This window comes from Chlorobium sp. (assembly GCF_021740465.1).
GTDB lineage: Bacteria > Bacteroidota > Chlorobiia > Chlorobiales > Chlorobiaceae > Chlorobium.
Window position 1 is genome coordinate 1 of sequence record NZ_JAIOZR010000013.1, and the last position, 23,688, is coordinate 23,688.

Below are 23,688 nucleotides of genomic sequence, written 5' to 3' on the forward strand. Positions count from 1 at the left end.
GTTGACAAGTTCTCTCAAAAAAGTGCCTCCGAAGGGTCATCGGAGACTACAGGGCAGCAACAAGAAGCTGCATAACCAACCGGTGGGTTACCACCTTAAACTTGACCTTTTTTTGTCTGCTCAATGGGGTCCACTTCACGTCTGCACATGATCAGAGTTATTTTGCCATGACGTGTTATGATACCCTATGGGTGATGTTACATAAATCAGCAGGATTTTTACACGTCAGCCGATATTTACCACTGTCCGGCCTTTCAGCTTTCCCTGAAGCATGAGTTCTATTCTACCGGGCAGATCGCCAAGCGGGATTTCCGTACAGAGCTTTTCGAGCCCTTCCGGCTTCCACCGGCCCGAGAGTTTTTTCCAGACCTTTTCCCGGAGGGCAAGAGGGCAGTTCTGCGAGTCGATGCCGATGAGCGATACGCCTCTGAGAATGAAAGGATAGACCGTTATGTCGAGTTTCGGCGAAGCCGCGTTGCCGCAGCAGGTAACCACGCCCATCGGCTGCATCGATTTGATGATATTGCCGAGAATATGGCCGCCCACGGTGTCCACGGCCCCGGCGAACCTGGCGTCGAGCAGCGCGCTCCCGGTTTCCGCTTCGTAATCCCTGCGCATAAGGATTTCGCTCGCTCCAAGGCCGAGCAGATAATCGCTTTCCTGCTCCTTGCCGGTCATGGCCGCAACGCGGTATCCGAGTCCGGCGAGCAGGGCCACGGCAAGCGAGCCTACGCCTCCGGTCGCTCCCGAAACCACTATGTTCCCCTCTTCGGGTCTGACCGATTCTGTCAGGCGGAGCACCGAAAGAGCAGAAGTAAGGCCGGCCGTGCCGAGTATCATGGATTCGCGCATCGTCAGCCCTTCCGGCAGCACCACGGCCCATTCCGGCGGAACCCTGATGTACTCTGCGAAGCCTCCTGAGGTGTTCATGCCGAGGTCGTAACCGGTGATGATGACGGTGTCGTTTTCGCGGAATTTTTCCGAGTCTGAAGCGACGACCGTTCCCACGGCATCGATTCCCGGCGTGTGGGGATAGCGTCTGCTCACCCCTCTGTTGCCGCTTGCCGAAAGCGCGTCCTTGAAGTTCAGCGATGAGTACCGTACCCTCACGAGCAGCCCGTGCCGGGGCAGGTCGGCGATGCGTTTTTTTATCACCGTTCCCGTGAATGCGCTGTCCCGCTCTGCGACGACGAATGCGTCGAACTCCCTTTGTTCCATACTGTTTCGCAAAATGGTTGCCGTTTTCAGGAAGGTACCGCTTCTTTTCATGACGGGAAAACGGGAGGGGAGATGAAACTTAATGCAGCCGGTCCCGGTTTTTTGGGTTACGCTGTCGAAAAACCTGTATTTCCCGTTTTTGAAATCGGATCAAACATCAAACATTAACCCTTCGTTCCTATGGCAACAGTTACCCTGAAAGGCAATCCGGTGGAGACCTCCGGCGAACTTCCGGCAATCGGCGTTGAAATGCCGTTTTTCTGTCTGGTGAAGACCGATCTTTCGGAATCAGGCCCGGCAGATTATGAGGGCAAGCGTCTTGTGCTGAATATTTTTCCAAGTCTCGATACTGCCGTTTGCGCGGCTTCGGTCAGACGTTTCAACCAGGAGGCGGCTTCGTTCGACAATACCGTGGTGCTGTGCATATCCGCAGATCTTCCGTTCGCCCACAAGCGGTTCTGCGAGGTGGAGGGGCTGAGCGACGTGGTGCCGCTTTCGGTGTTCCGTTCACCGGAGTTCGGCAGGGATTTCGGCGTGCAGCTCACGACGGGTCCGCTCAAGGGCCTGCTTGCTCGTGCGGTGGTCATAGTCGATAACGAGCACCGGGTGGTGTACAGCGAACTGGTGCCTGAAATCGTCGAGGAGCCGGATTATGCGGCAGCGCTGAAAGTGCTCGGTTGACACTCGCGCTCCTGCAGTGGTACCATATGTCCCATCGGTCACATGACAACAGAAAAAGCCGGCCTCGTGCAGGCTTTTTCTGTTTGTTGAGATATGGTTTATTCTGTTTAAATCAAGCGTTTTATGCTTATACTTCGGGCAGTGCTTTTTCCCGGCCCGGCCCAGCCGCCCGATAACCCCATACCAGTGATGCAACATGGCGAAGAACACCGTTGAACGCAGTCTCAGGGAGATTGATTTTCGAAAACTTGTCGAAGGCAGAGATTTCTACTCCTCCCCGGCGGCCTGGGAGGACGAGGTGCTCTATTTTCTCTTTCTCGACCGCTTTTCCGACGGACGGGAGTTCGGCGGGTTTTCCGATAACACGGGCAACCCCGTTACGGGGCCTGAAGCCGACAGGAATACTCCGCTGTTCTGCCAGGGGAGCGATGCCGGTTCTGCTGACCGGCAGACATGGTTCGAGGCCGGCAGGAACTGGTGCGGAGGTACCATTTCGGGCATGAAAGAGAAGCTGGGTTACCTGAAGCGGCTCGGTATTTCGGCGGTCTGGATAAGCCCGGTGTTCCGCCAGGTGACCGGCAGCAGCGATTACCACGGTTACGGTATCCAGAATTTCCTCGACGTCGATCCGCATTTCGGTACCCGCGAGGAGCTGAAGGATTTTGTCCGGACAGCGCATGCTCTTGGCATCAGGGTTATTCTCGATATCATCATCAATCATGCCGGAGATGTATTCGCTTACGAAGGAGATCGGCAGTATACCTATCAGGACGGTCGCCAGTGGCCTGTGCATGGATATCGCAGCCGGAGCGGCGATCCGGGAAGCCTCTCTTTCGGTGTGGCGGAGGATGGGGACTTCAGTGGAGCTGTCTGGCCAGTGGAGCTGCAGCATGAGTCTGCATGGAGCCGTCATGGACAGATCAGGAACTGGGACGGGTTTCCGGAGTTTCTCGATGGCGATTTCTGTACGCTGAAGGATGTCAATCTGGGTGAAGGTCTCAAGGACCCTTCTGTGGCATGGGATCTGCAGCGGCGAATCCGTGAGTTCAGAGCTTCGCAGGCACTGAAGGATCTGTCGCTTGTCTATCAGTTCTGGATCGCCTATGCGGATATCGACGGTTACCGGCTCGATACCGTGAAGCACATGGAGCCCGGCGCTGTGCGCTATTTCGCGACTGCGGTACACGAGTTCGCGGCTTCCATCGGCAAGGAAAATTTCTACATCATCGGCGAGATTACCGGCGGACGTTCCCATGCAACCGCCATTCTCGATACAACAGGGCTCGATGCCGCGCTCGGTATCAACGATATGCCCGACAAGCTGGAGTTCATGGTAAAAGGGTGGCGCAGTCCCGGCAACCCCGATACCGAGGAGCAGGAGGGGTATTTCGACCTGTTCCGCAACAGTCTTCTCGACAACAAGAGTTCCCGACAGTGGTTCGGCAGTCATGTGGTTACCATGTTCGACGACCATGACCAGGTAGGTGTGAAGCACAAGTTCCGTTTTGCCGGCGACAGTGTTCAGAGCGAGCTGTTGCTTCCTGCCGCACTCGGCCTGAACCTCGCTTCGGCGGGGATTCCCTGCATCTATTACGGCACGGAACAGGCCTTCAACGGTGCCGACCATCGCAATGGTGACGATTCCTACAGCGACGTCTTCCTTCGCGAGTGCATGTTCGGCGGGCGGTTCGGTTCCCGCCAGAGTACGCACCGGCATTTTTTCAATGAAGAACATCCCGTTTACCGCTTCATCAGCGAAGTTACAGCGCTCCGCAGGCAGCGTATCGAGCTGCGCCGGGGCAGGCAGTATCTTCGCCAGGTTTCCGCTACAGGCTATGACGGGGATTTTTATTACCCGCAGCCGATAGACGGGACGCTGCGCTGGGTTATTGCCTGGTCGCGCATTTTCGCGGGCAGCGAGAGCCTTTGCGCGATCAATACCGATATCGGGCAGGCGCTTACGGTTTACGCGGTGGTCGACAGCACCATTCATCCGCCCGGCAGCACCATGCAGTGCCTCTTTTCCTCTGCTGAGGATTTCCGCCAGCACGGCGTTACGGTCGAGGCGCGCCAGGGTTCGGCCGTTCGCATTACTGTACCGGCGGGGGGATTTGTGGTGTACGGATAAGGGGGGGACTTGGCACTCGCGCCCCCGATGGGCCGGGGGGACTTGGCACTCGCGCCCCCGATGTGTCGGGGGGACTTGACACTCGCGCCCCCGATGTGTCGGGGGGGACTTGGCACTCGCGCCCCCGATGTGTCGGGGGGGACTTGGCACTCGCGCCCCCGATGTGTCGGGGCGGACTTGACACTCGCGCCCCCGATGGGTCGGGGGGACTTGGCACTCGCGCCCCCGATGTGTCGGGGGGACTTGGCACTCGCGCCCCCGATGTGTCGGGGGGACTTGGCACTCGCGCCCCCGATGGGTCGGGGGCTTGATACGAGGGTATATTTTCCAGTCCCGGAGGGACGACATATCGGTAGAACGGTGGCCATTCCCCCAGTCCGTTTTTTTGCCGTATATTGACGGGTAAAGAGGATAAGCCCTTTCCGGAACAACAAGTCAGGAATCAAATGTTTACGGGAATCGTGAAGGATATAGGTACCATCGGCGCGGCCGCCAGGCGCAATGGCGGCTTGCGCCTTCGGGTGCAGCATGCGGGATCCGAGGCATTCAGCGGTCTGTCGGTCGATGAAAGCGTCAGCGTCAACGGAGCGTGCCAGACCGTGGTTTCGGTTGCGGATGGCTGGTTCGAGGTCGATACGGTCGAGGAAACGCTTCTGAAAACCACGCTGGGCTCGCTCTGTAGCGGTGCGCCGGTGAACCTCGAACGAGCGCTCCGGCCGATGGACCGTCTGGGCGGCCATTTCGTGCTCGGCCATGTGGACTGCGTCGGTGTGGTGAAGGAGGTACGCGAGCTCGGTTACAGCCGGGAGATATGGATATCCTATCCTGAGGAGTTCAGCGCCTGCATGGTTTCGGCAGGTTCCGTCGCCATCGACGGCATCAGCCTGACGGTGGCCAGACTCGGCGAGGCTTCGTTCGCCGTTGCCGTGATTCCCTACACCTTCAGGCACACCACCATCAGCGCCCTTGCGGCCGGAAGCCGGGTGAACCTTGAATTCGATATACTGGGCAAGTATGTCGCACGGCAGTTCTCCCTGTCGATCGCTTCGCCCTCCCAGGTGTCGCGGCTCGATGAGGCGTGGCTGCGCGAGAACGGATTTTGACCATGGTCGGCCGCGACTCTCTTCAGCCCGATCTGTTCGGACTTCCGGACAACCCTGACGGAGGAACTCCAGAGCGGTTTCAGCCGCTTGCAGAACGGATGCGCCCCCGAAATCTCGACGATCTCTGCGGCCAGGAGCACCTTGCCGGAAAGGAGGGGCCGCTGCGCGGTTTTCTGGGGGGGGAGAGGCTGCCTTCCATGATTTTCTGGGGGCCTCCAGGGTCTGGAAAGACCACTCTTGCCGAAATCTGCGCCAGGGCGCTGCACTACCGTTTTGAACAGCTTTCGGCCATCGACGCCGGGGTGAAGGAGGTGCGCAAGGCGCTCGACGGCGCTCGCCAGTCGGCGCGTTCCGGCTTGAGGACCATTCTCTTTATCGATGAAATCCATCGTTTCAACAAGGCTCAGCAGGATACCCTGCTGCATGCCATCGAGCAGGGGCTGATCATTCTTGTCGGCGCGACCACCGAAAATCCCTCGTTCGAGATCAATGCCGCGCTGTTGAGCCGGATGCAGGTCTATGTTCTCAAACAGCTCTCCGGAAGCGATATCGAGGCGGTCATCCGGCGGGCGCTGGAGTGCGACACTCTTTTGAAGGAGCGCCATGTGGTGATCGAGGACCTTCCGTTTCTTCTGCAGTTTGCCGGGGGTGACGCGCGCAAGGCGCTCAATGCACTCGAAGCGGCCGTTGCCCTCGCCGATCCCGGAAGCAGGGCGGTATCGGTAACGCGCGCCATGCTTGAACGTGCCCTGCAGCACAAGGCGCCGATCTACGATAAAGGGGGCGAAGCCCATTACGATACCATATCGGCATTCATCAAGTCCATGCGGGGAAGCGATCCGGATGCGGCGCTTTTCTGGCTTGCGAGAATGATCGAAGGCGGGGAGGACCCTCTCTTCATTGCTCGCAGGATGGTGATTTTCGCCAGTGAGGATATCGGCAATGCCGACCCTTTCGCGCTCTCGCTTGCGGTATCGGTGTTTCAGGCGGTCCAGATGATCGGACTGCCCGAGGCCAGGATCAACCTTGCCCACGGGGTAACCTATCTTGCGGCTTCTCCGAAATCGAACGCCAGCTACGAGGGTATCAACGAGGCCATGCGCGCGGCCGGAAGTTTCCAGGATGCCGCAGTGCCGCTGCATCTGTGCAATGCGTCCACTTCACTCATGAAAACCATGGGTTACGGCGAGGGGTACCGCTATCCTCACCATTATCCCGGCCATTTTGTGGAACAGCACTATTTCCCGGAAGGCATGCAGCCCCACTCGTTCTACCGCCCTTCGGACGAGGGCAGGGAGAAAACGCTTGGCGAAAGGTTGCGGCGGTTGTGGACGGAGCGCTACCGCTCCTGAATTTTTATGAACCTTCGGCTCTTTGTATATTCCAAAACGTGATAAGCGGTCGATTTCTTTTGTCAACATGTATGATGTGACTCTTTTATGAACAGGTTCATACTGCCGGTTGTTTTTTTCTTCGTTTTTCTCCTTCCCCTTCCGGTTTTGCCGGCAGAACCGGCGTCCACCGGCGACAGTTCGAGCTACAGGCTTACCCTCGACGATGCTGTGCGCCTTGGGCTCGAAAAGAGCCGTTCGCTCGAGATCGCCCGTCTCGACCGGCAGATGGCTTCCGCCAAGATACGGGAAACCTGGTCCGAGGTGCTTCCGCAGATCACTTCCGGTTTTACCTATACCCGTTCCCTGAAGCCTTCGGTACTTTTTTTCCCGAATGTTTTTTCTGACCCTCCCAACCTGAATTCTTTCACCCCTCTTGAAATCAGTGCCGACAACTCCGCATCGGCAACGCTCGATCTGCGACAGAAAATTTTCGATGGTGCGGCCATAGCGGGCATCAGGGCGGCTTCGGTAGTCCGCAAGATGAGCGATGAGGCATACCGGAACACCGAATCGGCGGTCGTTGCCGACATCAAGCAGTCCTATTTCGACGCACTGATTTCCAGAGACCGCCTTAAACTTATCCGGCAGAGCATCGAGCGGTGGGAGCTTGCGCAAAAGGATACCAGGGCGATGTTCCGCCAGGGCATTGCCGCCGACATCGATACCCTTCAGGCGTTTCTTTCGGTTGAAAATCTCCGTCCCGATCTCATCCAGGCCGAGAATATGGTTGGCATCAGCATGACAAGGCTGAAAAACGCCATGGGTATTTCGGCCGACAGCGAGGTGACGCTTACCGGAAAGCTCGAGGTTCCTCCGGCATCCTACCCTGGGGATATCGCTTCGGCTTACCGTGAAGCGCTGCAATCGAGGCCCGACCTTCGCCAGCTTGAACTGCAGGTTTCGGCCGAGGACGAAAAGGTTTTTGCCGCGCGGGCGGAGCGCTTTCCCGTTCTGTCGGCTTTCGGCCAGCTTGAAACGCAGAGCGCCTTCAACGACGACGTCAGCCTTTCGGATTCAAACTGGCCGGTTTCATCGGCTGTCGGCCTGCAGCTGAGCCTGCCGATTTTTACCGGCTTCAGAATCAGTGCCAGGGTGGAGCAGGCCAAGATATCGCGTCTGCAGGTGATGACCCGTTATGCCGACCTCAAGGCATCTATCAGAACCGATGTAGAGGTTCGTCTTTCGGCTTTCCGGGAAGCGCAGAAGCGCATCGCGGTGCAGTCGAAAACCATCAGCGTTGCCGAACGCAGCTACCGGATATCGCAGCTACGCTTTCGTGAGGGCATCGGTTCGCGTCTCGAACTCAGCGACGCGGAGCTGCAGCTGAATCGGGCTAAAACCAACTACCTGCAGGCCGTTTACGACTACATGACCGCCAGTGTGCTGCTCGACCGGGCTCTGGGGCGTTCGGCGGTGGCGGTTGCCGCCGGAAGGTGAAGGCTGGTCTGGTATCTCTTTACGAGCGCTTGCGGATAAAATAGACCAGGGTGGATGCGTGCCGAAGTCTGAAAATGGATGCCGTAACGCCGAGAGCGCTTTGCAGCAGTGCGTTGGCCATATTCCGGAATCCGAAACGGCGACCACGAGCTGCTGCTGCAAGTTTTTCGCTGTACCAGCAGGTGTAGAGGGTGTCGGCCAACCAGGGCACCGTCCTGAAAATCTCCAGTCCGTGATGTTCGAGCAGTTCGGCAAGCGTGGCGGGGGTGAAGTGCCAGAGATGGCGCGGAGCGTCCCATGCGACCCAGTTTTCCCGATAGCGCCGTGCGTCGAGGCTTTCGGGGTTGGGCAGAGCAACAACCACCACACCCTTCTCTTCGAGCCTCCCGGCCGTTCCGGCCAGAACTCCGTTCAGGTCGTGCACATGTTCGAGCGCATGCCAGAAAACAATCCGGTCGAACCTCGATTCCCGTTCCAGCTCATCGATTCCGCTTCTGTATATCCTTATTCCCGAATGGCTTTCCGCAATATCCGCCGCCAGGCCATCGGTTTCGATGCCTGCGAGATGTTCGGCGGGGATGCCTTTTTTCCGGTGCAGATGCTTCAACAGATCGCCCGTGGAACATCCTGTTTCAAGTACCCGAATCGATCCGGCGGCTTTTTTGGTTCCATGGAGCACCAGAGCGGCTTTCAGGTTCAGGAGCAGCCTGCGGGCGGAAAGGTAGATGCGGTCCCTGTTTGAGCAGGCAAGGGTTTCATGCAGGTGCGGGTCGTAAGCGCCTTCAGGGCCTTCGTGATAGTAGCCGTGGATTTCTGTGGCGCCGGGTCGAGGATTGAGCATAAGCAAGCCGCACGACGGCGAGCGGACAAGCTTCCACCGGGTGGAGGGATCGAATCGGTCGGGTAGTTCAAAAAAAGGCTCGAAATCCGGTGAGCCGCAGATGGGGCAGGGGATGGTTTCCATCAGAGGTGCGCAGGTTCAGGGATTCTTTGTCCCGGCAAGCGCTGCGATGGCTTTTTTCAGGTTTGTGTAGGTGGTTTTCATGTCATTGCTGAGCACTTTGGCATCGGCAAGTACCGGCATGAAGTTGGTATCGCCCTCCCATCTCGGCACGATATGGAAGTGGATGTGGGTGTCAACGCTGCCTCCGGCAACACGGCCGAGGTTTGCCCCGAAGTTGAATCCCTGGGGCTTGAGGGTCTCTTTGAGTGCCTTGATAGAGAGGTCGGTGAGATCCATGATTTCCAGCCTGGTTTCGCTGTCGAGCGCTGAAAAATCGGGAGTCTGCAGGTAGGGAATCACCATGAGGTGCCCGCAGTTGTACGGGTAGAGGTTCATGATGATGAAGCAGGTTTTCCCCCGGTGGAGCACGAACCGCTCCTCATCCTCTTCGGGAGGGATATCGGAAAAAACTGATTTCTCTTCCTTTATGGCGGATTTGACATCCTTGAAGGATTGCATGTAGACTTCACGCCAGGGCGAGTACATTCGCTGCATAAGGCGACCTGTTTTTTCCGGTGAGAGTTATGACAATGGTACCAAAGGAGGGACTCGAACCCTCACGAGTTTGCACTCACTGGATTTTGAGTCCAGCGCGTCTACCAGTTCCGCCACTTTGGCATGCTCCCGACGGTTTTTTTTCGGCAACCCCCCGGGCAATGTGCGAGAGAAGGGACTCGAACCCTTACGCCTCACGGCACTAGTTCCTAAGACTAGCGTGTATACCAATTTCACCACTCTCGCGATATGAAGACAAAGAATATACGCGGTTTTTTATTTTATAAAAACTATCTTTATAGAATACTTTTGCGCGTTATTACGTAAAATTTTCTATACCTTCGACCGGTAGTGCCCATGCGTTCTGATGTTCATCGTCTGGCGGATTTTCTTTCATGGGCGATAAGTCCTGTTGTTGTTGCTCCTGCTGTATATTGTTTTATCGTGCTGTTCGGATACGTGGACGATCCTTCGAAAGTATCCTATCTCACGGTTATGTTCGCGGCAAGCACGATTGCGCCGATGCTTCTGATCTACGGGCTCAAGAAAATCGGCAAGGTTTCGGACTACAACATCACCTTCAGGGAACAGCGGTTTCTGCCGCTTCTGGTTCTGACTTTCGTCAATGTGCTGGGCTATGAGTTCATGCTGCAACTGCACGCGCCCCGGCTTCTTACAGGGATTCTCCTGTTCAATGCGGTCAATACCGTGCTTATTCTTCTCGTTACCCTGCAGTGGAAGATCAGTATCCACCTGTTCACGCTGACCGCAGGCATTGCCCTGCTCTTCCTGAAGTTCGGCGCAGTCGCCCTCTGGCTTTTCATGCTGGTTCCGCTCCTTATGTGGTCGAGAATACAGCTCAAGGCGCATAATTTCATGCAGACGCTTGTCGGAGGTATCATCGGGTTTGTGATAATGTTTGCCGAGCTGACATGGTGGATAGGATTGTAAGGAAAAAGCGGTATGCTGTTCTTATCGTTACCTATGGAGAGGTCGAAAAGCTGACGCTTCGAAATCTCTGGCCGAGTTCGAGAAGAATCCTGAAGGTGATAACGAGCCAGATCGTGAAGGTTCCGAAGATACTGGTTTATTTCATCGCCGATTTCCGCTCAACGAAGCATTTCATCAACTGGCGGCTGAACCGCTACCGTTCGGGATTGCTTTCGATCAACAGGGCGCAGACCGGAGCCATTGCCGCATGCCTGAGGGAGAGCCGCGATCCTCTGTTCGATAACGTCGATGTCGATGTTATCGACGCCTATTATTTTGTGCCTCCGTATCTCGAAAACGTGCTCAGGGAGCAGCAGGAGCGGTGTGACGGAGTTGTTGTGGTACCGATGATTCCCGTGGAATCGGCTTTTTCCTGCGGCGTCGCCTGCAGGATGATTGCCGAACAGTTCAGCGAAAACCGCTATTCCGGCATACGGCTGCTCAACAAGCTGTGGCGCGATCCGGAACTGCACACGATTTACCTCGATCATCTGTTTTCGGCCCTCGATGCATCCATGAAGGGTTCCGGAGCGGGCAGAACCGGCCTTGTGCTGGTGATTCACGGCACCCTTGTCCGCGACCGGGCCGGCAACCCGCCGAAGGTGTTTACAGGCCTCGACGAAACCAGGCTGTTTTTCGGGATGATGAAAGAGCGGATCATGGCCGATCCGAGGAACCTGTTCGCCGATGTCCGTCAGGGGTGCATGAACCATTCGGCAGGAGGGGAGTGGACGTCGGAAACCGTCCAGAAGGCGCTTGCGGCTTTCCGTGAGGAGGGAATCGAAAATGTCGTGATGTTTCCCTACGGTTTTTTCGCCGACAACAGCGAAACCGAGTACGAAGCCCGCAAGGAACTCACCCGTTCCGGGTTCAGCAGGGTGCAGTATGTCCGCTGCATCAATGAATCCGAAGCATTTGCCTGCTGGCTCGCATCGAGAATTACCGGCGAGCTTGCAACGCTTTACAGGATTCAGCAGCTCTTTGAAGAGGAGCTTCCCGCAGAGCGCACCATCAACCAGTAAATCCGCCGACCTTGAACGAGATTGACAGACTTGAGGACGAACTTCGCCAAAGCCCCGAAGATTCCGGCAAACAGTACGATCTTGCCCTATGCTATCTCCAGAGCGAGCGCAACAGCCAGGCACTGGAGCTGCTCGACAGGATGCTCGCCCGCAGAAGTCGCGATCCCCGGGCATATTATGCGAGGGCCGTGGCCTACCTTTCCATGAACGACTACCGGAAAGCCGGGTGTGATTTTCTCAGGACCATTGCACTCGATCCGGATTTTCTGGAAGCTTACAAGCATCTCGGCTTTATCCAGCTTACCCTCGGAAAGGAGGAGGCTGCCCTGAAGACCCTCAAAAGCGCTATCGCCAGGGATCCGTCCCATGCCGGTCTCTACTGCGTGCTTGGCGATGTCTACCTCGACAACGGCGAGTCGGACAAGGCCAGGGAGGCTTTCGAGAAGGCTCTCGAACTGGATCCTCTCGATGCGGAGCCGCACTGCAAGCTTGCCATGTACCATGTTTCCAGGGGCGACATGAAAGGCCTGAAAAAAGAGTATGAAATTCTTAAAGATCTTGACGCGCTGATGGCCGAACAGATCGCAACCCTGTTTTTTCAACCCCTATGAAGCTGTTTGGCGATCCTGAATTCCGGAAGCGTTTCATGAAAAGCGGACTTCCTGTTATTCTTGCTGTTGCGTGGGCTCCGATTATCTGGATGGCGTTCACTGCACTGCTCGGGCCTCTCCTGTTCCGGATAACCAGCTCCTTTCTTGTCGTACAGACCATCGTTTTGCCGCTCACCCTGCTTTCGCTCTTTCTTTTTTTAAGGGCTTTTCGGGTTATCAGCAGCAGGTTTTACGGAGAAAAAGCCTGATCGTTTAATAAGATTATGAATTAAGGTAATTTTTTTTAGATTCAGTCAGTTTTTGGCGGTATTGGAAAAAGCTTGTCGGCACTCGCCATATCGCAGGTTTTTTTCTGTTCGATAAAGGAATTTTTTTTTATATTTGGCGCACTTTCAAGCAATAATTGTTAAACGTGTCAGAATTTTTTCCGGCATCCCTGGGACAGGATAAATCTTAATGCACAGCTCATGGATCAGACGCTGAGTGGTTTCGGAAATGTTTTCGTTTTTCTTGCTCTCGGAATAGTGTTTGTGGCCGGCGGCTACCTGACGGCCCGCATGCTTCGGCCCAGCAGGCCAAATCCAGAGAAAAACTCCACCTACGAGTGCGGCGAAGAGGCTGTCGGAAGCGCATGGGTGAAGTTCAATATCCGCTTTTACGTTGTAGCCCTCATCTTTATCATTTTCGACGTCGAGGTTGTCTTTCTCTACCCCTGGGCGACCGTTTTCAAGCAGCTTGGCCCTTTCGCGCTTTTCGAGGCGCTTGTCTTCGCCGGAATCCTGATTCTCGGGCTTGCCTATGCCTGGGTCAAGGGTGATCTCGACTGGGTGCGTCCAACTCCCAATATTCCGAAAATGCCTGAAATGCCCGCCGGAAAAACCGACGGCAGGAGAGGCTGATTTTCACAATACCAGATTTTATCATGTTATGGGTTTACTTGATGCCGGTATATCGAAGCACAATGTCGTGATAACTTCCGTCGACAACGTTCTGAACTGGGCAAGGTTGTCTTCGCTCTGGCCGATGGGTTTCGGTCTTGCATGCTGCGCTATCGAGATGATGGCCACCAACGCATCCAGTTACGATCTCGAACGCTTCGGTATTTTTCCCCGTTCATCACCCCGCCAGTCTGATCTCATGATTGTTGCCGGTACCGTTACCATGAAGATGGCCGAGCGGGTTGTCAGGCTTTACGAACAGATGCCGGAACCCCGTTATGTGCTTTCCATGGGGAGCTGTTCCAACTGCGGTGGTCCCTACTGGGAGCACGGTTACCATGTGCTCAAAGGCGTGGACCGGGTTATTCCGGTCGATGTCTATGTTCCGGGATGTCCTCCCAGGCCCGAGTCGCTCATCGGTGGTCTCATGAAAGTGCAGGAGCTTATCCGTATGGAGCAGATCGGGCTTTCAAGGGCCGATGCTCTCAGGAAGCTTGCTGAAAAGAGCATCGATCCGCAACCGGTTATCGATGCCGAGCGGCAGGCTGCGCGGGCATAACAAATGAATTTGTAATCCAGAGCATCATGTCAGAAATGGAAGAAGGTAGGGCTTTGCCCCAGTCGGTACAGCAAAGTGCAGCTGCATATGCGGTTATCCGTGAGCAGTTCAAGGGTGCGGTTTCGGATTTCGACGCCAATGAAACCATGCCGTTTTTCGAAGTGCTTGAAACCGAAAAATGGCCTGAAATCGCGCTTTTCATGCGCGACCATCCGAAACTGAAGTTCAATTACATGGCCTGTCTTTCCGGCTTCGATTATCCGGCAGAAGAGCAGCTCGGCATTGTATGCAACCTCGAGTCTCTCGGGGAGTTCGGCCACAGGATAGCCGTAAAGGTGAAATGCCCGAGAGAAGGCGGTTCGATTCCAACGGCAGCCTATGTCTGGCATACGGCCAACTGGCATGAACGGGAGGCTTACGACATGTTCGGCATGCAGTTCACCGGTCACCCGGACCTGCGCAGGATTCTCTGCCCGGAAGACTGGGAAGGGTTTCCGCTCCGCAAGGACTACAGGGTGCAGGAGAGCTACCACGGGATCAAGGTACCGTATTAATGAGGGTTAAACAGCAATAAAGCAGACTCAAGTATGCAGGAATTAGGAATGGCTGAGCAGGGGTCGATACGAGTATCCCGAAAGGATGGCAACGTTGTTGTCATAGAGAAGGATCTCGCAACCGAAGAGATGGTGCTGAGCATGGGTCCCCAGCACCCTTCGACTCACGGCGTGCTCAAGCTCGAATGTATGACGGACGGCGAGGTGGTCACCTCTGCGGAACCTTATCTTGGCTATCTCCACCGCTGTTTCGAGAAACATTGCGAAGTGGTCGATTATCCGGGTATCGTGCCCTATACCGACAGGATGGACTATCTTGCAGGCATGAATAACGAGTGGGCATACTGCATTGCTGTTGAAAAGCTTCTCGATATCGAGATTCCCAGAAGGGTTGAATTTATCAGGGTGATGGTTTCCGAGCTGAACAGGATCGCTTCGCATCTTGTGGCTATCGGCACCTACGGCATTGATCTCGGTGCCTTTACGCCCTTCCTTTTCTGTTTCCGCGACCGCGAGCATATTCTCAATCTGCTCGAATGGGCATCGGGCGCACGCATGCTCTACAACTACATATGGATCGGCGGAGTCGCTTTCGATATTCCTGCCGATTTCAACAAGCGGGTCAAGGAGTTCGTCGATTACTTCCGCCCGAAAGTTGTCGAGCTCTACAAGCTTCTGACGGAAAACGAGATTTTCGTCAAGCGTACCAAGGGGATCGGCATCATGCCCGCCGATGTCGCCATCAACTACGCATGGTCCGGACCGATGCTTCGGGGCTCCGGTGTCAAGTGGGATCTGCGCAGGAACGATCCCTACTCGGTCTATCCCGAACTCGACTTCAATGTTCCGGTTCCCGACGGCAAGTTTTCTGATATCGGCGACTGCCTGTCGCGCCATCTGGTTCGCGCACTTGAAATGGAAGAGAGTCTCAATATCATCGAGCAGTGCATTTCGAAAATGCCCGCTTCCGACGGTTTCAATCCGAGATCCGCAGTGCCAAAGAGGGTACGGCCGAAAGCCGGCGAGGTTTACGCAAGGGCCGAAAATCCCCGCGGCGAACTCGGCTTCTACATCCAGAGCGACGGAAAATCGACCAAACCGCTCCGCTGCAAGGCGCGTTCTTCCTGTTTTGTCAATCTATCCGCCATGAAAGATCTGTCGAAAGGTCAGCTTATACCGGATCTCGTGGCTATTATCGGCAGCATCGATATCGTTCTCGGGGAGGTTGACCGATGAGTGTTTCCGCCATTTCGCAAATCCGTCTGCCGTTTCTTATGGGTAACAATCTCAATGCCTGGTCCGATGCGCTTGCCGGGCTCACCCTGTCGTGGTTTCCTCTCGGCCTGGTGATTATTGCCGCTATTCCGCTTGTTTTCATCGCCCTTTACGCCCTGACCTACGGCGTGTACGGTGAACGCAAGATTTCGGCCTTCATGCAGGACAGGCTCGGACCCATGGAGGTCGGCAAGTGGGGTATCCTGCAGACCCTTGCCGATATTCTCAAGCTCCTGCAGAAAGAGGACATCGTGCCTACCTCCGCCGACAAGTTCCTTTTCGTGGTCGGTCCCGGAATTCTCTTTGTCGGATCGTTTCTCGCCTTTGCCGTGCTTCCCTTCAGTCCTGCCTTTATCGGAGCCAGCCTCAACGTCGGCCTCTTCTACGCCATCGGTATAGTCGCGCTCGAAGTTGTGGGTATTCTTGCCGCAGGCTGGGGCTCCAACAACAAGTGGTCCCTTTACGGGGCGGTACGCAGCGTCGCCCAGATCGTGAGCTACGAAATTCCGGCAGCCATCGCCCTGCTCTGCGGCGCCATGATGGCAGGGACGCTCGATATGCAGCAGATAAACGTGCTGCAGTCAGGGCCTTACGGCTTTGCGCACTTCTATCTTTTCCAGTCTCCGATTGCCTGGCTCCCTTTCCTTATCTATTTCATCGCATCGCTTGCCGAAACGAACCGTGCACCTTTCGACATTCCCGAAGCGGAATCCGAACTCGTAGCCGGGTACTTCACCGAGTACAGCGGCATGAAGTTTGCCGTCATCTTTCTTGCCGAGTACGGAAGCATGTTCATGGTTTCGGCCATTATCTCCATCGTTTTTCTCGGAGGCTGGAACTCACCGCTCCCGAACCTCGGTTCCGTTGCCCTCTATGACTGGACAAGCGGCCCGGTATGGGGTGCGTTCTGGATCATCTCGAAAGGCTTTTTCTTTATTTTCGTGCAGATGTGGCTTCGCTGGACACTTCCCAGACTCAGGGTTGACCAGCTGATGTATCTCTGCTGGAAGGTTCTTACACCGTTCGCATTCATCAGCTTCGTGCTGACCGCGATCTGGGAAATTTATGTACCGTAAACCGGTTTGACGCTGCAAGGCAAGTAATGACGAAAGAAGATTATGAGTGAATATTTCAGCAATATCAAGGCAGGCGCGGTAACGATTGCTACCGGCATGGGCATTACCCTGAAGCATTTTTTCAATGCTGTCCACCGGAAGGGCGATGCGGGTATCGACGATGCCGATTATTTCAGGCAGGTTGACGGCCTCTGCACCCTTCAGTATCCCAGAGAGGCGGTTCCCACGCCGGTGAACGCCCGCTACCGTCTCTATAACGATATCGAGGACTGTATCGGCTGCGGGCAGTGTGAAAGGGCGTGCCCCGTCACCTGTATCACCATCGAGACCATCAAGGTAGTGCCGGATGATCTGGCCCTGTGCGGCAAGACTTCGGGCGGCCAGCAGAAAAAGTTCTGGCTTCCCGTGTTCGATATCGACGTGGCCAAATGCATGACCTGCGGCATCTGCGTTTCGGTCTGTCCGACAGAGTGCCTTGTGCACACCCCGGTCAGCGATTTTTCGGAGTTCGACCGGCAGAACATGATCTACCATTTCGGCAATCTATCACGTCTGGAGGCCGAGGCGAAGCGTCGCAAGGTCGCCGAGCAGCAGGCGCAGGCAGCCAGGGAGAAGGAGGCTGTCGCCGCAAAAGCCGCCGACGGAAAAAGCGCTCAGTAAGAGAATACGATAACCAGGGCTATAACACATGAATAACGCGACCTTCGTCACTATCTTCTATATCTTTGCCGCAATCACGGTCTTTTCGGCGGCATTCGTGGTGTTTTCCAAAAACGTAATCTATTCGGCCTTCGCCCTGCTCTTCACCTTTTTCGGAGCGGCGGCGCTCTATGTGTTTCTCAGCGCCGATTTCATTGCCGTCACCCAGATCGTTGTCTATGTCGGCGGCATTCTCGTGCTTCTGCTCTTCGGCGTGATGTTCACCAACAGCATCATGCAGGCCGATCTGAAGACCGACGTGCTTCATGTGGTTCCGGGAACGCTGCTGCTTGTGGTGACTGTCGGGGGACTGCTCTTCACCTTTTACACGACCGGCACCTGGAAGCCTTCGGAGGTTCAGCTGCAGGGAAGCGTTGTCGAGCGCATCGGTATCGAAACCATGTCGAGATTCGTCCTTCCCTTCGAGATGGCATCCATACTGCTTCTGGCCGCCCTTATCGGCGCCGCGTTCCTTGCCCGGTACGACAACGTCCACAATAACGAACATTAAGCCATCTGTTTCATGGAACTGCTTACGAACATAGGTCTCAATCACTACCTGACCATATCGGCACTGCTTTTCGGTTTCGGGCTTTTCGCCGTGATGACAAGGAAAAACGCCATTGTCATTCTCATGGGTGTGGAATTGATCCTGAACGCCGCAAACATCAACTTTCTGGCCTTCTCGAAATTCAACGGGGGCATGGAGGGCGTGATGTTCAGCCTGTTCGTCATAGTTCTTGCCGCTGCCGAGGCAGCCGTCGGCCTGGCAATCGTCATCAACATCTATAAAATCTTCAGGAGTGTCGATGTGTCAGCCATCGACACCATGAAGGAGTGAACGGGCAGAAGAACAATCAGTTTTATTATTTCCTGAAAACCGAAAGAACATGCACAGTTTAATACAGTTATCAATAGCCGTTCTGCTTCTGCCGCTGCTGTCGTTTGTGATCCTTATTTTCTTCAACAAGCGGCTTCCGAGAAGAGGTGATTTCCTCGGTGTCGGCATACTCGGTACGACATTTGCGATTTCGCTCTATATTTTCTGGAGTGTCGTGGTTCAGGCTTACGATCCTGCTTTCAGGGTTGCATGGGATTTCACCTGGATCGATCTGGGCAATGTGCCCGGAGTAGGTCCGCTCGTCATCAAGATGGGCATCGTGATCGACAATCTCACGGCGATCATGCTTGCCATGGTAACCCTTATCAGTTTTCTGGTGCACCTCTACTCGACGGGTTACATGGCGGGCGACCCGCGTTACGGGAGGTTTTTTGCCTATCTCGGAATCTTCACCTTCTCCATGCTCGGCATCGTGCTTGCCGACAACCTCTTCGCCATCTATATTTTCTGGGAGCTTGTCGGTCTTTCGTCCTACCTGCTCATCGGCTTCTATTTCGAGAAGGACAGCGCCGCCGACGCACAGAAAAAAGCCTTTCTTGCCAACCGCGTGGGCGATATCGGCATGTGGCTCGGCATCCTGATTCTCTATTCGCAGTTCCATACCTTCAGCTACCAGGAGATTTTCGCGAACCTCGCCGCCGGAAAGTTCGGTATGAGCGAGGCGTGGCTTACCGCAGCAGGCATCCTGCTTTTCATGGGCTGCGTGGGTAAATCGGCTCAGTTCCCGCTCCATGTCTGGCTGCCCGACGCCATGGAAGGTCCGACTCCGGTTTCCGCACTGATCCATGCGGCCACCATGGTTGCCGCAGGCGTCTACTTCGTTGCAAGGATATTTGTACTGCTTACCGCCGATGCGCTGCATGTGATCGCCTTTATCGGAGCCTTTACGGCCTTCATGGCCGCCACCATCGCCATCACCCAGCACGACATCAAGAGGGTACTGGCCTATTCGACGGTTTCGCAGCTCGGCTACATGGTTCTCGGCCTCGGTGTCGGGGCATATTCTGCCGCTCTCTTCCACCTGGTGACGCATGCGTTTTTCAAAGCCTGTCTCTTTCTCGGTTCCGGCGCGATCATCCACGCCATGCACCACGAGCAGGATATGCGCTGGATGGGCGGACTTCGCAAGCACATGCCCTGGACATTCGCCACATTCACCCTTGCAACGCTCGCTCTTGCCGGTCTTCCGCTGACCAGCGGCTTCCTGAGCAAGGACGCGATTCTTGCCGGAGCCATCGGCTTCGCCACTGCCGAAGGCGGAGGCGTCTACTGGCTCATTCCGTTTCTCGGCTTTTTCTCGGCCATGATGACCGCATTCTATATGGGACGGCAGATCTGGCTGGTCTTTTTCGGTGAGAGCCGCACGCACCTGAAGCCTGCGGATGACCACCATCACGGACACGACGCCCACGCGGCCCACGGCCATGACCTTCATCACGAAGAGTCGCACGGCGTGCATGAGGTGGCATGGAACATGCGGGCTCCGCTGGTGGTTCTTGCCGCACTCTCCGTGTTTGCCGTCTATTCGCCCGATCCGCTTGACGGGGCCAAGGGGTGGTTCATGAGCATGGTGCCGACACCGGCAACGGTTGTCGGTTCGTCTTCAGGCGACTCGAATCATTCAACCGCAGCATCTCCTGCCCACCACACAGGCATTCTGCTTGCCGAAGCCGTGCCTGCAGGGGCGCACGGAGCCGAAACCGATGCCCAGCCCGAGGGAGTGGCTTCGGAAGGGCATGGCGCTGAAGCCGGTGTGCATGGTGAAGCCGGGGCGCACGAGTTTTCCGATCCGCGGCAGGCCGCCATTGCCCATGCAGCACACGAGGCGCACAATCCCGCCATCATGATCTCCAGCGTCATGGTCGTGCTCGGCATCAGCCTTGCCCTTGTGGTCTATGTCTTCCGGATCATCGATCCCGACCGGACCGCCGCGGGCATCAGGCCGCTCTATCTCTTTTCGTTCAACAAGTGGTACTGGGATGAAATCTACCAGGCAACCTTCATAAAAGGTTCGGTTGTTCTTTCGAAGGTACTGTCCTGGATAGACACCAATATTGTCGATGGTGCCGTAAACGGCGTTGCGGTAGTGACGAAAAAAGTGGCCTTTACCAGCGGCGGCTTCGACAGGTATGTCGTAGACGGCGCGGTGAACTTCACGGCATTCTTCGTCAACACCACCGGAGCCCTCCTGAAGAAGCTCCAGACCGGCAAGGTGCAGACCTATGTTGTTATGCTGATGCTTGCAGTGATAGGGTACTTTATCTATTACTTTACACAACTGATCTCCTGAGAGGCATTTATTTTTAAATTGAAAACCTACAGATACGGAACATGCTGAGTCTTATCGTTTTTCTGCCTATTCTTGCCGGTCTGGTGATTCTTGCCGTGCCTTCTTCACAGAAGCAGATAATCAGAATAGTGTCACTGCTTGCGGCAATCGCCCAGGGGGTGCTCGCTGTACTGATCTGGCAGGGGTATGATGCCTCTCTGCCGGGAATCACCGCTGCCGCCGGAGGAGCCCCGGAAGGTTCCTTCCAGTTCATCGAACGAGTGCCGTGGATCAATCTCGATCTGGGGGGCATGGGATCGCTCAACATCGAGTACTTCCTCGGTGTGGACGGCATCTCGATCACCATGGTGATCCTGACCGCCCTGATCTCGATCATCGGAATTCTTTCGAGCTGGCCGATCCAGAAACAGGTGAAGGGATACTTCATCCTCTACAACCTGCTCGCCACGGCGATGATGGGCTGTTTCGTGGCGCTCGACTTCTTCCTGTTCTACGTTTTCTGGGAGCTCATGCTGCTTCCGATGTACTTTCTCATCGGTATCTGGGGCGGGCCTAACCGCGAATACGCCGCCATCAAGTTCTTCCTCTACACGCTGTTCGGTTCGGTCTTCATGCTTCTCGTCATGATCGGTCTCTACTTCAGCGTTATCGATCCGCTTACCGGAAATCACACCTTCAGCCTGGTCGCCATGGCAAGCCAGGAGAACTATATCAAGGATGCCATTCTCGGCCCCGACAACGTCATGTGGCGTTACGCGGCATTCATCGTGCTCTTTATCGGTTTCGCCATCAAGGTTCCGATGTTTCCGTTCCACACCTGGCTTCCCGACGCACACGTCGAAGCCCCGACCCCGATTTCGGTCATTCTTGCCGGCGTGCTGCTGAAGCTCGGCACCTACGGCATGATGCGTATCAATTTCCCGCTCTTTCCTGAAGTGTTCCAGGCCTCGCTCTACGTGATAGCCGTTCTGGGCGCCATCAATATCATCTACGGCGCATTCTGTGCGCTTGCCCAGCAGGATCTCAAGAAAATGGTGGCATACTCCTCCATCAGCCACATGGGTTATGTGCTGCTCGGTCTTGCCGCCGCGAACAGCGAAGGCATGGTCGGTGCGCTCTACCAGATGTTCAATCACGGCACCATTACCGCCATGCTCTTCCTTCTTGTCGGCGTGATCTACGACAGGGCACACACCCGACAGATCGACAGGTTCGGTGGACTTGCCTCCTATATGCCGGTCTACGCTGCCGTCGTCACCATCGCATGGTTTGCCTCGCTCGGTCTTCCCGGACTCTCCGGCTTCATTTCCGAAGCGTTCGTTTTCGTAGGCGCCTTCAGTTCGGTTACCACCCGCAATGTCGCAATCGTTTCCGTGCTCGGTATCGTGTTCGGCGCAGCCTACCTGCTCTGGTCGCTCCAGAGGATGTTCCTCGGCAAGAGAAAGGACGATGCGGCCTACGATCTCGAAGTCGGTGCCGATGGTCATGAACACATTCACTTCCACGACTGGAAAGGGAAGCTCGATCTCGACGCCCGTGAGCTGGTCATGCTTGTTCCGCTTGCCGTTATCGTCATTTTCCTCGGCATCTATCCGATGCCGGTGCTCGGCATGCTGACCTCGAGCATCAACAAGCTCGTCGAGGTGCTTTCGCCTGTCGTGATGACCGCATTGAATTAATCTGCCGAATGAGGTAAAAGAATAAACGAAGAGAATTATGTTCGAGCTGCCATCAGGTGCTGAAATACAGAGTATCATCGCTGCGTTGAAAACCGGCGTTGGTTTTTTCATGCCTGAAATCTATCTCTCAGTGCTTTTCATGCTCCTGATCATCGTCGATCTTGCCGTGAAAGGCAGAAAAAACAATCTGTTGCCGCTGCTTGCCGTTCTCGGCCTTGCCGGCAGCTTCTACTTTATCTATCAGCAGCATCTGCTTGAAGCCGGAGAGATCTTTTTCGGGATGTATGCGCTCGACGGGTTCGCGATCTTCTTCAAGTACTTTTTCGTGATTTCCGGCATTCTTGCGGTACTGATATCGGTAGCCGACGATCAGCTCAACCGCCACGCCAGGAGTATGGGCGAGTACTATGCGCTGATTGTCGCCATGGTTATCGGCATGATCATGATGGCCTCGTCAACCGATCTGCTCATGATGTTTCTTTCCATGGAGCTTGTGGGCCTTACCGCCTACGTGCTTACCGGTTACCGGAAAGACGACCCCCGTTCTTCCGAAGGAGCCCTGAAGTATCTGGTTTACGGAGCGGTCTCCACGGGACTCATGGTGTACGGTTTCTCGCTGATTTACGGCATTACCGCCCAGACCAACATCATGAAGATCAGCTCGGAACTTGCCCTGCACGGTTACGATCCGCTTGTCATGATGCTGGCCTCACTGCTCATTCTTGCAGGATTCGGCTACAAGATAGGAGCCGTTCCGTTCCATTTCTGGAGTCCTGATGTGTACGAAGGCGCTCCGACGCCCGTTACAGCATATCTTTCGGTGGGTTCCAAAGCGGCAGGTTTTGCCATTCTCATGCGCTTTTTCTATGTGGCCATTCCTCACGGTGGGGAACCGTTCCAGGATATCGTCGGCATCGACTGGCTCATGCTGCTGATCGTCATAGCCATCGCCTCGATGATCTACGGCAACGTGGTGGCTCTCTGGCAGAAGAATGTCAAGAGAATGCTTGCCTACTCCTCGATCGCCCATGCCGGTTATCTTCTGCTCGGTATCATCGCCATGGACGCGCTTGGCACCCAGGCCACCCTGTTCTACCTGCTCGGATATCTCCTCATGAACATTGGAGCTTTCTATGTGGTCATCATGATTTCCAACAGAACGGGCAGCGAAAATCTCGACGACTACCGCGGACTCGGAAAAGAGATGCCTCTTGCCGGTGCGGCTCTCACGGTGTTTCTCATCTCCCTTGTCGGGCTTCCTCCGACGGTCGGCTTTATCGGCAAGCTCATGATTTTTTCGGCGCTTCTCGCCAAGGGCTCGGTTTATATCTGGCTTGCCCTTATCGGTGTCCTGACCAGCGTCATCTCCCTCTACTACTACATGCTCATTCCGCTTAACATGTATCTCAGGGAATCGAACCAGCCCGTGGAAGCGAAAGCCGGAACCGGAATGGCCCACAAGGTCGCCATAGCGGTGCTGATGCTGCTGACCATCTACTTCGGTCTTTTCTTCAAGCCCCTGGTCGATTTTGCAAAAGTATCCTCATCGATGCTTGGAGTGACGATCTACTGAGCCGGCTCCGGCGTTAATAAATAATGTCAAAACCCTGCAAATCTTCCGATTATGCAGGGTTT

23 protein-coding genes and 2 tRNA genes are annotated in these 23,688 nt (G+C 55.4%); 20 read left to right on the plus strand and 5 right to left on the minus strand.

From position 1 onward, the window contains the following. Positions 1–225: 225 nt before the first annotated feature. Positions 226–1,218 carry a YhdH/YhfP family quinone oxidoreductase gene (locus K9G39_RS07285; RefSeq protein ID WP_292004266.1) on the minus strand — a complete coding sequence of 331 codons (993 nt, stop codon included), beginning with the start codon at positions 1,216–1,218 and terminating at the stop codon, positions 226–228. A 180-nt stretch (positions 1,219–1,398) separates the two neighbouring features. Between K9G39_RS07285 and tpx the strand changes: the two genes are divergently transcribed. The 5 genes from tpx (at position 1,399) to K9G39_RS07310 (ending at position 7,961) form a co-directional block, all read left to right on the plus strand. Next, entirely contained in the window at positions 1,399–1,899 is a 501-nt protein-coding gene (tpx, locus tag K9G39_RS07290) for a thiol peroxidase (RefSeq protein WP_292004267.1), read from the plus strand. Between the two features lie 196 nt (positions 1,900–2,095). After that, positions 2,096–4,027: an alpha-amylase family glycosyl hydrolase gene (locus K9G39_RS07295; RefSeq protein WP_292004268.1), complete on the plus strand. Its 1,932-nt coding sequence runs from the start codon at positions 2,096–2,098 to the stop codon at positions 4,025–4,027. Between the two features lie 446 nt (positions 4,028–4,473). Continuing rightward, on the plus strand, positions 4,474–5,130 hold the full coding sequence (locus tag K9G39_RS07300; protein ID WP_292004269.1) for a riboflavin synthase: 657 nt from the start codon (positions 4,474–4,476) through the stop codon (positions 5,128–5,130). 2 nt (positions 5,131–5,132) lie between these two features. Beyond that, positions 5,133–6,482 carry a replication-associated recombination protein A gene (locus K9G39_RS07305; protein WP_292004270.1) on the plus strand — a complete coding sequence of 450 codons (1,350 nt, stop codon included), beginning with the start codon at positions 5,133–5,135 and terminating at the stop codon, positions 6,480–6,482. 87 nt (positions 6,483–6,569) lie between these two features. Continuing rightward, positions 6,570–7,961, plus strand: a complete 1,392-nt coding sequence (locus tag K9G39_RS07310; protein WP_292004271.1) for a TolC family protein — start codon at positions 6,570–6,572, stop codon at positions 7,959–7,961. Between the two features lie 19 nt (positions 7,962–7,980). Here K9G39_RS07310 and K9G39_RS07315 read toward each other — a convergent pair whose 3' ends face one another. From K9G39_RS07315 to K9G39_RS07330, 4 genes are all read right to left on the minus strand, one after another. Next, entirely contained in the window at positions 7,981–8,925 is a 945-nt protein-coding gene (locus tag K9G39_RS07315; protein WP_292004272.1) for a class I SAM-dependent methyltransferase, read from the minus strand. Positions 8,926–8,940: 15 nt separating this feature from the next. After that, the gene (locus K9G39_RS07320) at positions 8,941–9,459 is read right to left on the minus strand and encodes an HIT domain-containing protein (protein WP_292004273.1); all 519 of its coding nucleotides are present in this window, start codon (positions 9,457–9,459) and stop codon (positions 8,941–8,943) included. A 36-nt stretch (positions 9,460–9,495) separates the two neighbouring features. Further along, positions 9,496–9,582, minus strand: a tRNA-Leu gene (locus K9G39_RS07325). Positions 9,583–9,623: 41 nt separating this feature from the next. Continuing rightward, positions 9,624–9,705: transfer RNA gene (locus K9G39_RS07330), tRNA-Leu, on the minus strand. A gap of 111 nt (positions 9,706–9,816) precedes the next feature. Here K9G39_RS07330 and K9G39_RS07335 point away from each other — a divergent pair. From K9G39_RS07335 to K9G39_RS07405, 15 genes are all read left to right on the plus strand, one after another. Next, positions 9,817–10,410 (plus strand): hypothetical protein, encoded by a 594-nt coding sequence (locus K9G39_RS07335; protein WP_292004274.1) that lies wholly within the window; start codon positions 9,817–9,819, stop codon positions 10,408–10,410. After that, the gene (locus tag K9G39_RS07340; protein ID WP_292004275.1) at positions 10,392–11,471 is read left to right on the plus strand and encodes a ferrochelatase; all 1,080 of its coding nucleotides are present in this window, start codon (positions 10,392–10,394) and stop codon (positions 11,469–11,471) included. Before K9G39_RS07335 ends, K9G39_RS07340 begins: the two co-directional genes overlap by 19 nt. An 11-nt stretch (positions 11,472–11,482) precedes the next feature. Beyond that, positions 11,483–12,082: a tetratricopeptide repeat protein gene (locus tag K9G39_RS07345; protein ID WP_292004276.1), complete on the plus strand. Its 600-nt coding sequence runs from the start codon at positions 11,483–11,485 to the stop codon at positions 12,080–12,082. Then, positions 12,079–12,330, plus strand: coding sequence for a hypothetical protein (locus K9G39_RS07350; protein WP_292004277.1), 252 nt, complete (start codon positions 12,079–12,081; stop codon positions 12,328–12,330). The genes K9G39_RS07345 and K9G39_RS07350 overlap by 4 nt, the downstream gene beginning before the upstream one ends. Before the next feature lie 219 nt (positions 12,331–12,549). Further along, complete coding sequence (locus tag K9G39_RS07355; RefSeq protein ID WP_292004278.1) at positions 12,550–12,981, plus strand: NADH-quinone oxidoreductase subunit A; 432 nt, start codon at positions 12,550–12,552, stop codon at positions 12,979–12,981. Between the two features lie 28 nt (positions 12,982–13,009). Then, complete coding sequence (locus K9G39_RS07360; RefSeq protein ID WP_292004279.1) at positions 13,010–13,579, plus strand: NADH-quinone oxidoreductase subunit B; 570 nt, start codon at positions 13,010–13,012, stop codon at positions 13,577–13,579. A 35-nt stretch (positions 13,580–13,614) separates the two neighbouring features. Beyond that, positions 13,615–14,133: an NADH-quinone oxidoreductase subunit C gene (locus K9G39_RS07365; RefSeq protein WP_292004315.1), complete on the plus strand. Its 519-nt coding sequence runs from the start codon at positions 13,615–13,617 to the stop codon at positions 14,131–14,133. Between the two features lie 33 nt (positions 14,134–14,166). Beyond that, positions 14,167–15,369, plus strand: coding sequence for an NADH-quinone oxidoreductase subunit D (locus K9G39_RS07370; protein ID WP_292004280.1), 1,203 nt, complete (start codon positions 14,167–14,169; stop codon positions 15,367–15,369). Next, positions 15,366–16,484, plus strand: a complete 1,119-nt coding sequence (gene nuoH / locus K9G39_RS07375) for an NADH-quinone oxidoreductase subunit NuoH (RefSeq protein WP_292004281.1) — start codon at positions 15,366–15,368, stop codon at positions 16,482–16,484. Before K9G39_RS07370 ends, nuoH begins: the two co-directional genes overlap by 4 nt. A 42-nt stretch (positions 16,485–16,526) precedes the next feature. Continuing rightward, positions 16,527–17,144, plus strand: a complete 618-nt coding sequence (locus tag K9G39_RS07380) for a 4Fe-4S binding protein (RefSeq protein ID WP_292004282.1) — start codon at positions 16,527–16,529, stop codon at positions 17,142–17,144. A gap of 28 nt (positions 17,145–17,172) precedes the next feature. Continuing rightward, positions 17,173–17,694 carry an NADH-quinone oxidoreductase subunit J gene (locus tag K9G39_RS07385; protein ID WP_292004283.1) on the plus strand — a complete coding sequence of 174 codons (522 nt, stop codon included), beginning with the start codon at positions 17,173–17,175 and terminating at the stop codon, positions 17,692–17,694. 12 nt (positions 17,695–17,706) lie between these two features. Continuing rightward, a complete protein-coding gene (gene nuoK, locus K9G39_RS07390; protein WP_292004284.1) occupies positions 17,707–18,024 on the plus strand; it encodes an NADH-quinone oxidoreductase subunit NuoK in 318 nt (105 codons plus the stop codon). A gap of 49 nt (positions 18,025–18,073) precedes the next feature. Beyond that, positions 18,074–20,374: an NADH-quinone oxidoreductase subunit L gene (gene nuoL / locus K9G39_RS07395; protein WP_292004285.1), complete on the plus strand. Its 2,301-nt coding sequence runs from the start codon at positions 18,074–18,076 to the stop codon at positions 20,372–20,374. A 41-nt stretch (positions 20,375–20,415) separates the two neighbouring features. Continuing rightward, positions 20,416–22,053, plus strand: a complete 1,638-nt coding sequence (locus K9G39_RS07400) for an NADH-quinone oxidoreductase subunit M (protein WP_292004286.1) — start codon at positions 20,416–20,418, stop codon at positions 22,051–22,053. A gap of 37 nt (positions 22,054–22,090) precedes the next feature. Further along, the gene (locus tag K9G39_RS07405) at positions 22,091–23,626 is read left to right on the plus strand and encodes an NADH-quinone oxidoreductase subunit N (RefSeq protein WP_292004287.1); all 1,536 of its coding nucleotides are present in this window, start codon (positions 22,091–22,093) and stop codon (positions 23,624–23,626) included. The last annotated feature ends 62 nt before the right edge of the window (positions 23,627–23,688 follow it).